15 protein-coding genes are annotated in these 15,442 nt (G+C 32.9%); 6 read left to right on the forward strand and 9 right to left on the reverse strand.

Features of this window, described 5'->3' with window-relative positions:
- Positions 1–53 precede the first annotated feature (53 nt).
- Positions 54–308, forward strand: a complete 255-nt coding sequence (locus ACOQN3_RS03090; protein ID WP_420545026.1) for a hypothetical protein — start codon at positions 54–56, stop codon at positions 306–308.
- A 22-nt stretch (positions 309–330) separates the two neighbouring features.
- Here the strand turns inward: ACOQN3_RS03090 and ACOQN3_RS03095 are convergent, their stop codons facing one another.
- Positions 331–708: a hypothetical protein gene (locus ACOQN3_RS03095; RefSeq protein WP_420545027.1), complete on the reverse strand. Its 378-nt coding sequence runs from the start codon at positions 706–708 to the stop codon at positions 331–333.
- Positions 709–730: 22 nt separating this feature from the next.
- Between ACOQN3_RS03095 and ACOQN3_RS03100 the strand changes: the two genes are divergently transcribed.
- Positions 731–964, forward strand: a complete 234-nt coding sequence (locus tag ACOQN3_RS03100) for a DNA-binding protein (RefSeq protein ID WP_420545028.1) — start codon at positions 731–733, stop codon at positions 962–964.
- Positions 965–1,073: 109 nt separating this feature from the next.
- On the opposite strand, the gene ACOQN3_RS03105 is transcribed toward ACOQN3_RS03100, so the two are convergent.
- Genes ACOQN3_RS03105 through ACOQN3_RS03115 form a run of 3 tightly spaced genes read right to left on the reverse strand, consistent with a single transcriptional unit; the run spans position 1,074 to position 3,434 of the window.
- Positions 1,074–1,688 (reverse strand): LysE family transporter, encoded by a 615-nt coding sequence (locus ACOQN3_RS03105; RefSeq protein WP_420545029.1) that lies wholly within the window; start codon positions 1,686–1,688, stop codon positions 1,074–1,076.
- Positions 1,689–1,729: 41 nt separating this feature from the next.
- Positions 1,730–2,443, reverse strand: a complete 714-nt coding sequence (locus tag ACOQN3_RS03110) for a proteasome assembly chaperone family protein (protein WP_420545030.1) — start codon at positions 2,441–2,443, stop codon at positions 1,730–1,732.
- A gap of 43 nt (positions 2,444–2,486) precedes the next feature.
- Positions 2,487–3,434, reverse strand: a complete 948-nt coding sequence (locus ACOQN3_RS03115) for a deoxyhypusine synthase (protein WP_420545031.1) — start codon at positions 3,432–3,434, stop codon at positions 2,487–2,489.
- Positions 3,435–3,538: 104 nt separating this feature from the next.
- Here ACOQN3_RS03115 and ACOQN3_RS03120 point away from each other — a divergent pair, with 104 nt between their 5' ends.
- Positions 3,539–4,639, forward strand: a complete 1,101-nt coding sequence (locus tag ACOQN3_RS03120; protein WP_420545032.1) for an inositol-3-phosphate synthase — start codon at positions 3,539–3,541, stop codon at positions 4,637–4,639.
- Here ACOQN3_RS03120 and ACOQN3_RS03125 read toward each other — a convergent pair.
- Positions 4,636–5,376, reverse strand: a complete 741-nt coding sequence (locus ACOQN3_RS03125; RefSeq protein ID WP_420545033.1) for a carbon-nitrogen hydrolase family protein — start codon at positions 5,374–5,376, stop codon at positions 4,636–4,638. The genes ACOQN3_RS03120 and ACOQN3_RS03125 overlap by 4 nt on opposite strands.
- Positions 5,377–5,541: 165 nt before the next feature.
- Here ACOQN3_RS03125 and ACOQN3_RS03130 point away from each other — a divergent pair, with 165 nt between their 5' ends.
- A complete protein-coding gene (locus ACOQN3_RS03130; protein ID WP_420546585.1) occupies positions 5,542–9,069 on the forward strand; it encodes an AAA family ATPase in 3,528 nt (1,175 codons plus the stop codon).
- Here the strand turns inward: ACOQN3_RS03130 and ACOQN3_RS03135 are convergent.
- Entirely contained in the window at positions 9,054–9,977 is a 924-nt protein-coding gene (locus tag ACOQN3_RS03135; RefSeq protein WP_420545034.1) for an ABC transporter ATP-binding protein, read from the reverse strand. The genes ACOQN3_RS03130 and ACOQN3_RS03135 overlap by 16 nt on opposite strands.
- A 144-nt stretch (positions 9,978–10,121) precedes the next feature.
- Here ACOQN3_RS03135 and egtD point away from each other — a divergent pair, with 144 nt between their 5' ends.
- On the forward strand, positions 10,122–11,144 hold the full coding sequence (gene egtD / locus ACOQN3_RS03140) for an L-histidine N(alpha)-methyltransferase (protein WP_420545035.1): 1,023 nt from the start codon (positions 10,122–10,124) through the stop codon (positions 11,142–11,144).
- On the opposite strand, the gene egtB is transcribed toward egtD, so the two are convergent.
- From egtB to ACOQN3_RS03155, 3 genes are all read right to left on the reverse strand, one after another.
- Positions 11,141–12,454: an ergothioneine biosynthesis protein EgtB gene (gene egtB / locus ACOQN3_RS03145; protein ID WP_420545036.1), complete on the reverse strand. Its 1,314-nt coding sequence runs from the start codon at positions 12,452–12,454 to the stop codon at positions 11,141–11,143. The genes egtD and egtB overlap by 4 nt on opposite strands.
- A 48-nt stretch (positions 12,455–12,502) precedes the next feature.
- Positions 12,503–13,945, reverse strand: a complete 1,443-nt coding sequence (gene proS, locus ACOQN3_RS03150) for a proline--tRNA ligase (RefSeq protein WP_420545037.1) — start codon at positions 13,943–13,945, stop codon at positions 12,503–12,505.
- A gap of 67 nt (positions 13,946–14,012) precedes the next feature.
- A complete protein-coding gene (locus tag ACOQN3_RS03155) occupies positions 14,013–14,297 on the reverse strand; it encodes a hypothetical protein (RefSeq protein WP_420545038.1) in 285 nt (94 codons plus the stop codon).
- Between the two features lie 154 nt (positions 14,298–14,451).
- Between ACOQN3_RS03155 and ACOQN3_RS03160 the strand changes: the two genes are divergently transcribed.
- A complete protein-coding gene (locus ACOQN3_RS03160; protein WP_420545039.1) occupies positions 14,452–14,766 on the forward strand; it encodes a hypothetical protein in 315 nt (104 codons plus the stop codon).
- The last annotated feature ends 676 nt before the right edge of the window (positions 14,767–15,442 follow it).

Raw genomic sequence — 15,442 nt, forward strand, 5'->3', positions numbered from 1 at the left:
GAATATTATTGTATTTTGCATTAATCTAAATACTGACTATTTCTATTCTCTATATGGTTGAAGATTATCCTTTATCTGTAGATGATAATGGAGTAAATCTAAAACCTGAAAAAATGGAAAGAGAAAAACTCTATCATTGTATATTTAAGAAAAAAGCAATCTTGATTTTCAAAGATTCTCAAGATGTTCTAAATTGTTATGAAATTGAGCAAGAAGATCTTGTTGAAAAAATTAAAAAATGTAACAACGATGATGAACTTGAATTGTTATTTGAGAATTATATGAAAGGACAGAATCTTAAAAATTAAATAAAAGCGAAGTAAGGTTTTGTTATAAAAGGAATTTTAAATTGAGTTCACAAAACAAATCCAAAGATGCAGAAGATATATTGTCTGAGTTTGATTCCAGAAACAAATCTAAATCAGAACCAACGCCAGAACCAACGCCAGAACCAACGCCAGAACCAACGCCAGAACCAACGCCAGAACCAACGCCAGAACCAACGCCAGAACCAACGCCAGAACCAACGCCAGAACCAACGCCAGAACCAACGCCAGAACCAACGCCAGAACCAACGCCAGAACCAACGCCAGAACCAACGCCAGAACCAACGCCAGAACCAACGCCAGAACCAACGCCAGAACCAACGCCAGAACCAACGCCAGAACCAACTCCGGATTCTTCCGTCTCAGAGGACAGAGATGTCATTTTTGTTGGAACAAAACCAATAATGGTATACGTTTCTGCAACATTAACCCAACTTTCAACTAGATCTAATGTAACAATAAAGGCAAGAGGTAAAAGAATCACACAAGCAGTTGATGTTTCACAAATGATTGTCAAACGAATGGATTCTGTGGGTTATTTTGTTAGTGATGTAAGAATTTCTTCTGATTCATTAACTTCTCAAGATGGAAAACAAAGAAGTGTTTCTACTATGGAAATAGATATTTCAAAAAAATAATCTAGTGTTTTATTTTATTATTTTTAATAGCAATTGAATCCTTGATTAGATTGCATTCATTACAATTCCTGTCGAAAATTTATTGTATGTGAAATCAAAATTATTTTGTTTATACTTGTAGTAAGAATGTAATTCCAAAATAGATTAACGTTAAACTAAGTCCTGTGATTAGTATTTTGTATCCTTTGTTTCTGATTAATTTTGAGCTCTTTGATGCCAAAAATGCAGTTGCACCTAGCCATACAAAATCCATCCATATATGTAATGCAAATAAAATTAAAATTCCAAAAAATGACCACATCATCATTGCATCTGAAATTAACTTGAATCCTATTGTTATCCACCATACTATGAAAAACGGATTTAATGCACTAAACGCTATCCCTACTATTATTGGATTATTCTTTTGATTTTGTTGAACAAATTTACCTTGTTTTAAAACTGATTTGATCTGAACCCCTGCAAAAACAAATAATGTGATTGCTCCTAAAATTGTAATTGTTGGTCTGAATTCTGGAAATGATTCTAATGAGAAGACTCCTACTCCCAACAAAATAATTAAAGGTAATTCTACTATTGTGTGTCCTAATGCTATTTTGATTCCAGATCTTGTGCCGTGTTTTAAGCCATATGTCATGTTTGCAGCAAAGAGCGGACCGGGAGCCATAACTCCTGATGCAGATATTGTAATTACTGCAAGAGCAAATCCTAGTATTTCAATCAATTATGGTTTTTGTCTTAAATTATGAAATAAATCTACTTGGACTACCTATACATCGAATCTTTGAGATGCTTTGATTCTTCTTCTGTCTCTTTGATTACTACTTCTGCTTTTTCTGCTTCTTTTTGCAGTTCTGGTATATTGCATGAAGTCCCTGGAATTAGTTGTGATATTGCACTACAGAGATTTGCACTTGATTTAAAATCTGGACTATTTCCTTCTGTATGAAAAACAACAACTATTACATTTTGTCCCGTTATGTTGCCTTCATTAAGCAATGTTCCGGGAATTCCGGGTATTGTTCCATGCTCTAATAATTTTAGTCCTGATTCTTTTATTTTTTCACGAGCAACTTCAGTACTTCCAACTGCTAGCACTTCTTCGTTACCGTCTGGTGACTTTACTGCAACACTGCTTACAACAAACTTTATACTGTGTTTCTTAGCCCAATTTAACATTGATTTTGCTACACTACGATGGAATGTTTGCTCAAGAGTAAGATATGACAAAAATATTCCAACCTTTAATTCTTGATTAAGAAAAATTCTAGTTGGAAAATTTGGCTTTCCTTCTTTTACTACGCTAATTGGAGGAAATTTATCTGAGTCAATAATTCCTGCCAACTGAAAATTTGAAGTTTGGATCATTGATTCAGTTGCAATGGCACTACTAAATCCTACTGATGGAAATCCGTCTACAAGGTATCCGTCAGCCAAGTCAATTTTCATTAATTCTTTAATTCTAATTTTTGGAAACAATGATCATATCTTGTGTTTGTAAAATAATAGTTTTTATCTAATCTTATTTCTTTGGTAGTAATTTAGACAATAATGCTGCATAAATAAATGGCAATATTGTTGTAACTTCGGCATGTAATGTTGCTTGCCTTGCATCTTGGGTTACTTTACCCCATGATATTGCTTCTCTTACTAGTGCACCACTGAGACTTCCATCAAATTCTTGTGCAGTTGTAATGTAAAATGCATAATCTAACCCTTCTCTGTATTGATTCCACCATAATGTATGGTGTTTTGATATGCCTCCTCCTATCATAAATGCGCCTGATTTTTCAGCTTTGAAGATCAACCCTGACAATAAATCCGCATCTCCTCTCATGTTTAGCTTGAAATCATTATGTTTTTGCATGAATAGCCACACTTGGCTTCCAACTGCTCCATCCATAATTCCGGGAACTACTACGTCCACTCCATTTTGGTTTGCCCAAAAAAGAAATGAATCTTCTCCTAGGTGTTTTCCTATCATCTTGCATATCTCTGAAGTACTCATTTCTCTGGTTCCTTTTTGATATTCTTCTTCTAAAAACTCCTGCATCTTTTCTTCGATGAGTGGTCCATAACTGTCCATAGGGACTAACACATTTCCTAGTCTGTGGATGTTTTGATCAGCTAACTCCATGTCGTCCATAGTAAACGATCCCTCTTCGTATTGAGAAAAATGTCGCGCAATGTCGTGGTCTAATGCGCCACAAGTGGTTATAGCTACATCAAACCATTTGTTTTTGATCATGTTTTTGATAATTCCTCTTAATCCTGTTGATACAACTGCTCCTACAAAAGAAACAAACTTGAGACATTTTTCATCTGAAATCATTTTTGATAAAATTTCTAATCCGTCTGATAAATTGACTGATTCAAACCCTCCTGATTGCGACAGTTCATCAAATATTTTTTCAATCGATGTATTATGATTAATCTCAATGTCTCTTACTGGACGCCCAGAAATTACCATGATATTTGATTTTTAAAAGGCAAGTATAAAATTCTGCCTTGATTGATCTTTCTTGTGATTTTTGTAAGAAAACTTTAAACCCGCCTAATTACACCAAATTTCGAATGGTAGACAGAATTAAAGTTGGTTTAGTTGGCATAGGTAATTGTTTTTCAGGATTAATTCAAGGTATTGAGTATTATCGAAAAAACCCTTCACAGCAAGTAATTGGAATTATTCATGATAAACTTGCTGGATATGGAATTCATGATATTGACTTTGTTTGTGGGTTTGATGTGGGTGAAAATAAAGTGGGAAAGCCCCTCAACCAGGCAATTTATGAATATCCTAACATGGTTGATTGGATACCTCGAGATGAAATGCCTCAGACTGAAGCCAAAGTGTACGAGAGTCCAATTTTAGATGGTGTAGGTTTATGGGTTGAAAATCGTGTTAAACCAATTCAGACCAACAAAAACACTGAACAAATTGCAGAAGAAGTTAAAAAAATCATTAAAGATTCTGGTGCTGAAATTATTGTGTCTTATCTGCCAGTTGGTTCAGACAAAGTAACTGCGTTTTGGGCTCAGATTTGTCTTGACACTAACACTGCGTTTGTTAATTGTATTCCTTCCTTTATTGCATCTGATGAAAATTGGGCAAAAAAATTCCAAGAAAAAAACATTCCTTGTATAGGCGATGATATTAAGGGACAAGTTGGAGCAACTATAGTTCATAGAACTTTGGCTAAATTATGTAATGATAGAGGTACCAAGATTGAAAAAACATATCAAATCAATGTTGGTGGTAATACTGATTTTCTGAATATGAAAGAACAAGAACGTCTTGTATCTAAGAAAATATCAAAAACAGAAAGTGTTCAAAGCCAACTTGATGAAAGACTTGATGATGATCAAATTTATGTTGGTCCTTCGGATTTTATTCCATTCTTAGGAAATACTAAACTTATGTTTATGAGGATTGAAGGACGTCAGTGGGCGAATATTCCATACAACATGGAGGTTCGCCTCGAAGTTGATGACAAAGCAAATTCAGCAGGAATTGTTATTGATGCAATTAGGCTAGCAAAGATTGCTCTTGATCGTGGAATTGGAGGACCTATTAAACCAGCAAGTGCATATTTGATGAAGCATCCAATTGAACAAACATCTGATGTTGCAGCAAGATCTGCATGTGAAAAATTTGTTGCTGGCGACAACTCTTAGTCGAATCTATTTGAGTCTGAAAATCTGATTTCTCTACTCTTTTTGTATATGTCTAGTTCAAAATCTTTTGTAACTCCAACTTCTCCATTCAATGTTGTTAGTTTTGGGATCATGACCTTGTTTTTCTCTTTTAAATCTACGAGCATGCTTTTTCCTCCAAACTTCCTATCTTCGACATTTGCTGCAAGAATAGGAATTCTATTTTCTAGTGCTCTGACTTGAACATACATGCGCCATGGTTCAATTCCACGTCTAACTATTCTACTTGGGGATATCAACACTTGTGCTCCTTTCTTTACTAGTTTGTTTGAAACATCTGAAAAAACCATGTCGTAGCACACAATAATTCCAAATTTGTGCCTGTCTGCCTTGAAAATTTTTGCCTCATTTCCGGGTTTTATGATGTCTTTTTCATAGTCAAAAGGATGAATTTTTTCTTGTTTTTCAAGAATTTCTCCCTCTGAATTAATAATCGGTGCAACAATGGAGGTATTTCTTTTTTCAGTATGATAAAAGGCACCTGGAATAATAGTCATGTTGTACTCTTTTGCTATTTTTTTAAATCTTGCAAAAGTCGTGTCAAAATCAAGTATTTTGTTATTTTTTAGCCACTGTTCTGGAAGACAAACAATTTGAGTTTCTTTTTTGCCTAATTTGTTTAGTATTTTTGCAACTCTTTCCACTCCTTCTTCATTGGTGTTGCATGATTTAGTTTGAATTATTCCTAATTTTACCATGATCCGTTGTTTGTTGATTGATAATTATAGTTACACATTTTGTATCTTGATCTTCTTTACATTTCCGATACGAAAAAAGTAGTATCAAAACAAGAAAAATTATGCAATTGTGTCAACTAAACTTGTTAAACATCGGTTATCCTACGTTTTGTGAAATTATTGTTATTGGTCCACGTAAAAAAAGTTGAGATCTTTGGTTTCAAATCATTTGGATTTAAGAATACTACTGTTCATTTTGAACCTGGGCTTGTGTCTATATCCGGCCCTAATGGTTCTGGAAAAAGTAACATTTTAGATGCAATAATTTTTGCAATGGGAGAGAACAAACCCAAGGTTATGAGAGTTGACAAACTTCGATCATTAATCCATGATATTGAAGGTAACCGTCGTGGAACAAGGATGGCCAGATCTAGTGTTCACTTTGATAATACTGATAGAAAAATTCCTATTGATTCAGACATCGTTGAAATTACAAGGGAGCTAGATGACCAAGGAGATAATACCTATTATCTGAACAAAAAGAAAACAAACCGTAGTCATATCCTTGATCTACTTGATATGGCCAATGCCGGTTTGGGTCAGCTTAATGCTGTCCAACAAGGTACTGTTACTCGTATATCTGAATTTACTTCTGAGGAAAAAAGAAAAACCATTGAAGACTTGATTGGTTTGTCTTATTTTGATGAAAAGAAAACTGAGGCTGTAAAGCAACTGGATGAGGCAGATCGTAGATTAGAAATTGCACTTGCAAAAATGGGAGAAATCAAAAAAAGAATTGATGAGCTAGAAGAAGAAAAGAACCAGCAACTACGACATGACCTCATTGGGCGTGAAATTAATCGCTATAAGGCAATATCTGCTGCAAATAAACTCAAATTGGTTTTGAATGAAAAATCTTCCAAAGAATCAAGCCTTAATGATATCACGTCTGAAATAACCACTTTAACAGAGCAAAAAAATGGCTTACAATCTGAAATCCATGATTTAGAGGCTGAAAAAGAAAAACTGATGACTCTAGCTAATGACTATAGCAAAGAAAAAGCTGCTTTGGATGCGGAAATAAGTTCTGCTATGGAGCAATATGAAATTGACAACAGCTCCATTTCTGCTTCCAAAAAAAGAATCTCTCAAATAGAAAATCGTATTCCTGATATTAAAAAAGAACATGAGATAATTTCTGAAAACCAAAAAAAAATACAAGATCAAATGCAAATAATCAAAGAGTCCATTCAAAAAACTACTGATAGAAAAAATAGGGTTAATGATGACCTTCTAGCTGTAGACTCAGAACGCAATAAAATCTTGACAGAGCAATCCAAATTGGCATCTGAAAAAACTGAGATTGACAACAAAATAAAGACACTGACAAATAACCTCAATGATTCGAAATTGAAACTATCAAAAACTCAACATAGTAAAACAGAATTTGAAAATAAAATTCAAAATAATACTGTTCGATTAGATAATTTAGAAAAAGATGTAAATCAATTATCCCAATACAAGGATCAATTAGAATCCATGATGAAAAATCATGATGATTCAATTTTAGAAATAAAATCTAGGATAGAAAAATTACAACAGAGAAAATCTAAAATCATAAATGATATGGATGAATTAGATTTAATCTTAGAGAAATCAAATAAAGCTGCAACTCATTATGAATCTAAAATAAAAACGGTAAAGGGATTTATGCATGAAGACTATACTGTTGCAAAACTAAAAGAAAGATCTGAAGAACTCGGAATCTTGGGACTTGTATATGAAATGATTTCATGGGATAAAAAATATGAGCGCTCAATTATGGCTGTTAGTTCTGATTGGATTAAAGCAATTGTTGTGCAGGACTTTGCAACATTGCTTAGTATTGCAGAATTTGCACGTAATAAAAAACTCCCTAAATTGAAAATTATTCCCTTGGATGCAATTCCTAAATTCAAACTTACTTTGCCTAAAGAATCTGGGGTAGTTGGAGTTTTGTCAGATTATGTTTCATGCAAGCCTGAATTTCTTGCTCTCAAGACATTTTTGTTTGGCAACGTCATTTTAACTCAAAATAAAGAGTCTGCTTATGCCGTCTCTCAATTAGGATACAAATCTGTGACTGTTGATGGTGAATTTTTTGAAGCAAAGGGTGGAACCGTAGTCATTGATATTAATTCTAAAATTTCAAAACTCACCAAATTAATTGCAATGAGTGGTGATATTGACGGACTTTTCCAATCTATTGGAATAATCAAGAAATACATGTTAAAGAAAAAAAATTCCCTAAAAAAAATAGATGCTTCAATTGAATCGTACACAAATAGACTATCTGTTTCTGAAAAATCATTAACTTCTTCTAAGGAAAATCATTCCAATTTGGCATCTAGATTGTCTTCTGCTAACCAAACGAAAGAACAGATGATAAAAAGAATCAATGACCTAAAATCCAAAAGTCAATCTTTTGACGCTGAGATATCCTCGCATGAATCAAGAATTGAGTTATTGACTGGTCAAATTGATGCTCTTGAAGCTAATTATTCTCCAGCCCAGCAAAATGAGATTGCCCAACAACTATCTCAAATTAACATAAAAAAATCTGAGGTGGAAAAACTGTATACTACTATAATGAATGAATTCAGAGATGAATCTTCTAAATTAACTGGTCTTCAGACAAAGTTTGACGGTGAACACTCTCAATCCAAACGCCTTTTTGAGGAAGAAAATTCTTTAGTTGTTGAGAAACAAGAATTATCTCAAAAGATTCAGAATTCTGAAAAACAAAAGGAATCTAAAAGTGAAATTCTGGTTAAATTAAGAGAAAAAGAACAAGATCTTATCTCTACGTCTGGCTCCTCTATTGGGCAATTAAAAGAATTTGATGATAAACTAAGGATTTTGACTGAAAAAGATCGTTCAGTTACAAAACAAATCAATACTCTTGAACGTAAATCTGACTCATTAAATCGTGATCTAAATGACTTGGTAGAAAATGAGCATAAGTTACAACAAATTCTTACTGCTTTTGGTTTTGATAAAAATATGGAAACTTTTGATGTTGAATCTATCATTAATGGTTTGACTGTGGAATTGAATTCCCTTACCGCACTAAATGCAAAGGCTCCTGAAACTTATTTGGAAATTTCCCATGGTTATCGTTCAATGTCTACTAGGAAAAATTCTCTAGAGGAAGAGCGCAACTCAATTGTGAAATTTATTGAAGATGTTGAAAAAGACAAACGACAAACTTTCTTGGATGCATTTGATAAAGTGGATAAAGAAATCCGTTCTATTTTCAATAAAATGACTGGTGGTAATGCTTGGCTTGAATTACAAAATGAAGATGATATATTCAATTCGGGAATTTCTTACCTGATTCAATTCCCAAATAAGCCTAAAAGAGAGTCTACTTCAATAAGTGGAGGTGAAAAAACATTGGCAGCCATTGTCTTTGTCTTGGCTCTTCAGAAACTAAAACCATCTCCATTTTACTTGTTTGATGAAGTTGATGCACATCTTGACGCACCTAACTCAGAAAGACTATCAAAGATTTTAGAAGAACGTTCAAAGGAAAGTCAATTCATAATGGTGTCATTGAAAGACTCTGTTGTGCAAAAGGCTAAACTGATTTACGGAGTCTTCCCAAAAAATGGTGTGTCTCATGTTGTGACATATAAGGACAAGAGAATGCCTTCTGTTCAAACCTCTTCGTGATCAATTTCAACATGACATGCTGAATAGTGATCCTCTGCAACTTTTTTCAGTTTTGGTTCATTAATACACTCATCAATCATGTATGGGCACCTAGCTCTAAATTTACAACCTTCGTTTTCATCCAAATTCCTTGGTTCGTTAATTCGGATTTTTCGTTCTCTGTGTAAATTTTCTGGGTCTGGTTCTGAGATTGCATCTATGAGAGCTTGTGTGTATGGATGTTTTGGAGCTAATAAAACTTTGTCAATTGCACCTATTTCAACAATCTTTCCTTTATACAAAATTCCTATTTTTTGACCAAAATGTCTTGCAGTAGCTAGATCGTGAGTAATGTAAATAAACGAAATATTGTATTTTTGTTGTAATTCATGCATAAGTTCAAGCATCTCAGCCCGAATTGATACATCTAACATGGATACTGGCTCATCTGCTATGATTATCTTTGGCTTTATCACCAAAGCTCTTGCTAGTACTACACGCTGTCTTTGACCTCCGGATAACATGTGGGGATATTTTTTTATGATTTCTTCGCTTGGTTCTAGTTTTACTTCTTGTAATACTTTTGTAATTCTGTCCTCTCGTTCTTTTTTATTTCCAATATTATGAATCTCTAATGGCTCCGAAATTATTTCTCCTATTCTCATTCTTGGATTGATAGAATCATATGGATCCTGATGGATCATCTGACAATTCATTCTGATTTTTTTCAAATTCTCTTTATTCTTACCAATTTCAAGCCCTTCAAAAAAAACTTCTCCTGAATCCTGGTTGATTGATTGTAAAATTATTTTTGCGATAGTTGACTTTCCAGATCCTGATTCTCCTGCAAGAACAAAAACCTTTCCCTTCTTTAATGAAAATGATATGTTATCTACAGCCTTGACTGTCGTTGATCTAGAATCTAACAATCCTTTTTTTATAAAATATTTTTTTAAATGGCTAACCTCTAATATGTCACTTGTCAATGATTTCTAGAATATGTGAATCTCCTGAAAAATGTTTGGTTTAAACATATGATAACGCATTTATGTTAAACCATTATGATCTAATGCTTGGTAATCACAAGTCAAAAAAAACATGATTACAAAAAATATGTTGTTAATTCTAACCTTCAATATTTTAAGCCTCATGCAACAAAAATTGAAAAAACTTTCTCTGAGGAAATCTCTTCTAGTCTAAATCGTTCTTCTAAATTTGTAAATCCAAAATTTTTTTATGATAAAAAAGGTTCCAAATTATTTGAAAAAATCTGTTTGCTTCCGGAATATTACCCCACTAGAACAGAAATTTCAATACTGGAGAATTTAAAAAAAAATTTACCCCCATTCATTAATGATAAATTTAGAATAGTCGAGTTGGGCAGTGGCTCTTCAGTGAAAATCAGGCTAATTCTTGATATTTTTGTAAAATTGCAAGAACATCTAGAGTACTTTCCTATCGATGTGTCTGAAATTCTTACTGAAAGCTCTGAAGAATTGTTACGTGATTATTCGAATCTTCGGATTACGGGCATTATGGATACCTATGACGGTGGCCTGCGATTTCTTAAGGACTATGATGATACAAAAAATTTGATACTCTTTTTAGGTTCTAGTTTTGGTAACTTTTCTCCTGATGATGGATTTGAATTTCTGAAAAAAATCTATTCCACTATGAAATCAAATGATCTATTTCTCATTGGCTTGGATATGGTTAAAGACAAATCCATTTTAGAATCTGCATATGATGATTCTCAAGGAATTACTGCTGAGTTTAATCTCAATGTTTTATCTAGAATAAATGATGAACTTGATGGCGATTTTAATTTACAAAATTTTAAGCATTCAATCACTTATAATGAAAAACACAATCGAATTGAAATGTATCTCAAATCTCTTGTAAATCAATCAATAGTTTTATCTAAACCAAATCTTGTCTTAAATCTAAAAAAGAATGAACTAATTCATACAGAGTACTCGCATAAATATCAAATTTCTCAGATGACTGATCTTTTCACACAAACTGGATTTGAAATTAAGCAGACGTGGTTTGATGAAAAAAAATATTTTTCACTTACTCTTTTATCTAAAAATTAGATATCTTCTACACATCTGAATCCCGAGAAAAGCCATCTTTCATCTAATCTGAAGAAATTTCTATAGCTTCCTCTGATAGACATTTTTGGAGTTCCAAACGATCCTCCTCGTAGAACTTTTTGATTAGTAAACCATTTATCATTATATTCATCAAATCCTGATTTGAATCCTGGATATCCTGAAAATTCTGATGCTGTCCATTCCCATACATCTCCAATCATTTGTTGACATCCTGATGGGCCAGCTGAATTTGGATATGATCCAATCTCTGTGCATCCCCAATGATATGATTCTAACAAATTGCACTTTTCTTCTGATGGTTTCTCATTGCCCCATGGGAAAGCCATCTTTTTCTGTGTGTTTTCATTCCAACAAGCTGCTTTTTCCCATTCTGCTTCTGTTGGTAATCTTTTTCCTGCCCACTTACAATATGCATCTGCTTCGTAAAAGCTTACGTGACATACTGGTTCTTTTGGGTTGATTTCCCTTATGCCTAAAAAGTCTCTTACATTCCACTTTCCATCTATTTCTTCCCAATACATTGGAGCTTTCCAATTATTTTTTTTAACTTTCTCCCATCCGTCTGATAACCAATATTTGTAACTCTGATAACCCCCATCTTCGATAAATTTGAGATATTGTTCATTTGTGATTGGATAGATGTCTATTTTGTAATTATTCAAGAAGACTTTGTGTTCTGGCAACTCAATGTCGTAACAGTAATCATTTCCGTTGTATCCCATGGTGTAAATGCCTCCTTTGATGATGGTTGATTTTTCTTCAATGTTTTCTGCTGGTGTTGGAACTGCATTTTTCTTGGTTGGCCTGTATTGCTCTGCGAGTAGATGTTGTAAATCATAGACTAGTAATTCTTGATGTTGACATTCGTGATGAAATCCCATGGTGATTAATCGCACTTGTTCATTACTGAGAGTATGAGATTCGATGAATTGCTCTACTCTTCGGTTAATAGTGTTGAAGTATTGAAAAATCTGGTCTGTGGTGGGTCTTGAAATTATTCCTCTTAGGCCTTTATCATGAGGAATGCCAAACTGTTGATAGTATGAATTGAGGTATTCTGAAAATTCTTTTGAATAAAACTCATAACTCTTGTCTATCTTTCCCATTATTGCTTCATAAATCCAACTGACGTGACCTATGTGCCATTTTGGAGGACTCATAAAAAAGGCCGTTTGTACTACAAAGTCATCTTTTTCTAAAGTCTTGACCAACTCTAATGTCCTTTCTCTTGTTTCTTTGAACTGCTCTATCAGTGATCTTTCTTGTCGAAGTTGAGGATTTGAACTCATTATTGATGCAATGTGTTTTTCTATTATTATGTTTGTTGTATTTTTCTACTAGTACCCTCTTGCAAAAATTGGCATTGAGATAGATTGCTCTTGACAATAAATGCATTTTCTGCTTGAGTCCTCACTATCAAACGGAATTACTCTTATGTCTGCTGATGTTTCTTCCTTTATCTTTTCTTCACATTCGATTTTTCCACACCATGGGGATTTGAAAAATCCTCCTTTTTCTATATTTGATTTAAATTCTGAATAATCTGTTATTTCTTTTGTATTTTTTTCTGCTTGAATCTTTGCGGCTTCTAGCATATTATGTTGTATTTTTTCTAGAATGTCTGGTATTTTTGTAATTTCATCAAAGCCCAAGTTTGTTTTCTCTCTGTTGTATCTAGTGGCTACTACTATGGTTTGTTTTTCTATGTCTTTTGGGCCAATTTCTATTCTTATTGGAATTCCTTTTAATTCCCAGTCATTGAATTTGTATCCAGGAGATAATTCATCTCTATCATCTACATGCGTTCTGATGTTCTGTAATTCTAATTTGTCCAAAATCTCTTGGCTTTTTGTCATTACTTTGTTTTTACTCTCTTCATTTTTGTAAATTGGTACTATTACTACTTGTATTGGTGCTACTTTTGGTGGTAAGACTAAACCTTGATCATCTCCGTGTGTCATAATCATGGCTCCGATTAATCTCCATGAAATGCCCCATGATGTTTGCCATGCAAAGTGTTCTATATTGTCTTTATCTGCAAATTTTACTTCAAATGGTTTTGAAAAGTTTTGTCCTAGAAAATGAGATGTGCCCATCTGTAATGCTTTACCATCTGGCATTATAGATTCCATTGTGGTTGTGTATGCTGCTCCTACAAATTTTTCCTTCTCACTCTTCTTACCTGTAGTTACTGGTATTGCTAGCTCTTCTTCTACCGTTTTTTTGTAAATATCTAATATTTTGAGTACTTCTTCTTCTGCTTCTTCTTTTGTTGTATGTACTGTATGTCCTTCTTGCCAAAGGAATTCTGAAGTTCTAAGGAACGGTTTTGTGGCCTTGATCTCTGCTCTTAATGCCGTATTCCAAAAATTGATTTTTAATGGCAAGTCTCTCCAACTTTGAATCCATTTTGAATAAAGTGTGTATGCTAATGTCTCAGAAGTTGGTCTTAGAGCTAATCTATCTCCTACCTCATTTTCTCCTGAATGTGTCACCCAAAATACTTCGGGATTAAATCCTGCAAAGTGTTTTTGTTCTTTGCCTAGCAATGATTCTGGAATCAACACAGGTAGAAAACCATTTCTGACTCCATTTTTTGAAAATTTCTTGTCAAACGTGTTTCTTAATGATTCCCAAATTGAATAACCATCTGGCCTTAACACGATTAATCCTTTAACTGGAGCATAATCTGCAAGCTTTGCTTTTAAAACTACTTGTGTGTACCATTCGCTAAAATCTTCTTTCTTTGAAATTGTGATTCCTATGTCTTCTTTGTTCAACTGGAATTCCAAAAAATAATTTAACTAATGAGCCTTTCGTGAACTTTTGTTTATTTCCTATTTTAGATTATAGGGAGTCTCCCTTACATAGAACTTTACCTGTCACTCTACTTTGAAAGTTTGGACATACAAAACACTGGATGAACTGTGTTTCTTCCTTAAGAACAGGACAGTTTACATATTCCTGTTTCATTCGTTTAAGCATTTTTGGACTAACTCCTTTTAATTTTAATTTGCCCTTGTCATCCATCATACCTGATGCCTTTAACTCGTCTTTGATATTTTGAGGAAGTCTTTGTCTTTTTTCAGTTTGTTCTATATCTACTTCGTATTTGTGTTCTAATTCATCCATATGGAATGTGGGGAATCTCTGTGATTTATTACTAACGATTTTTGTTATATTAAAGAAGAATATTTCTTAAAGAAATTATTTTTTCTTTTTATACTATAAATAAAATTTATCAATTTCTCAAACCCAAAAATCTCTTTAGATGTTTTATTTTATAATGAATAATGCTCTAAAGATATTTTATTTCACAAAAACAAAAGTTCTTGTATTTGCTTTTACTTTGATATTTTATATTTTGGAATTCTTGAAGAAAAAAGTAAAACAGTACCAAGAAAAAAAACTTGATGATGCGTTATCAAAAATAAAATTTCATACTGATATGGAAAAAAAACTAAAAAGTACAATTAATTCCAGTTCTGATTTAAAATCAAAAGATGTTCAAAAGGAAATCTCATTTCATCGTGAAATGATCTTGATATGGACAAAAAATGTTCAAAAAATAAAAAAAGAACTACAAAAAATTGATTCTTGATATGTTGTCTCTAAACTATCTTTGTTAATTCGTTATTGCAGTCGTTTTTTCGTATGCGTATTTGTACTTCTTGATTTTTAATTCTAATACATGACATCCTGACTCATCGCATTGCATAGTGATATTTTTGAATTTTAATATTAAAATGACACGTATGATTTATTCTTAAAATTGTCTTGTTCTTTGTGATTTTTATTATTTTCTTTCAAATTGTGATAGTATCTTTTCCTAATACCGGGAATCCTTTAATCTGATTTTTCTTTGACTTTCAGCAAATTTATTGAATTTGATTGATTTTAAATTTGAGTTAATTTCACATTAGTTCAAACTTTAAAAAAAATTTGCCTTGATGCATAGACCTTTTTTGAAAATAAAAATGACTTTGTCCTCACAAAATTTGTTTTAATCAACTGACAATGTATTTCTCTGAAAAATTACAGATGAATAAGCAGAATAAAACAAGAAATTTTTGTTCCATTTATTGATGGCTTTGCTTAATTTTTTCTACAAAAAATTTCTAAATGTATGAATAGAACTAAGCAGTTGATTGTTCACGAATAATTTAGGAGAAATCTTGTTGTTATGTATCTTTCAATTACCTTGAGGAATATTATGAAAAAATAATTTGTCTGTTTCTTTATTTTTTTTCTATGATAACGTAATGACGATCCCTTCG

Origin of the sequence: Candidatus Nitrosopumilus sp., assembly GCF_965223225.1 — an archaeon.
Taxonomy (GTDB): Archaea; Thermoproteota; Nitrososphaeria; order Nitrososphaerales; family Nitrosopumilaceae; genus Nitrosopumilus.

Excerpts from the sequence above, each read along its gene's own strand:
- ACOQN3_RS03125 (WP_420545033.1), bottom strand. The coding sequence starts at position 5,376 with ATGGTAAAATTAGGAATAATTCAAACTAAATCATGCAACACCAATGAA.
- ACOQN3_RS03160 (WP_420545039.1), top strand. The coding sequence starts at position 14,452 with ATGAATAATGCTCTAAAGATATTTTATTTCACAAAAACAAAAGTTCTT.
- ACOQN3_RS03100 (WP_420545028.1), top strand. The coding sequence starts at position 731 with ATGGTATACGTTTCTGCAACATTAACCCAACTTTCAACTAGATCTAAT.
- ACOQN3_RS03155 (WP_420545038.1), bottom strand. The coding sequence starts at position 14,297 with ATGGATGAATTAGAACACAAATACGAAGTAGATATAGAACAAACTGAA.
- egtB (WP_420545036.1), bottom strand. The coding sequence starts at position 12,454 with ATGAGTTCAAATCCTCAACTTCGACAAGAAAGATCACTGATAGAGCAG.
- ACOQN3_RS03115 (WP_420545031.1), bottom strand. The coding sequence starts at position 3,434 with ATGGTAATTTCTGGGCGTCCAGTAAGAGACATTGAGATTAATCATAAT.
- ACOQN3_RS03095 (WP_420545027.1), bottom strand. The coding sequence starts at position 708 with ATGACATCTCTGTCCTCTGAGACGGAAGAATCCGGAGTTGGTTCTGGC.
- ACOQN3_RS03090 (WP_420545026.1), top strand. The coding sequence starts at position 54 with ATGGTTGAAGATTATCCTTTATCTGTAGATGATAATGGAGTAAATCTA.
- ACOQN3_RS03120 (WP_420545032.1), top strand. The coding sequence starts at position 3,539 with ATGGTAGACAGAATTAAAGTTGGTTTAGTTGGCATAGGTAATTGTTTT.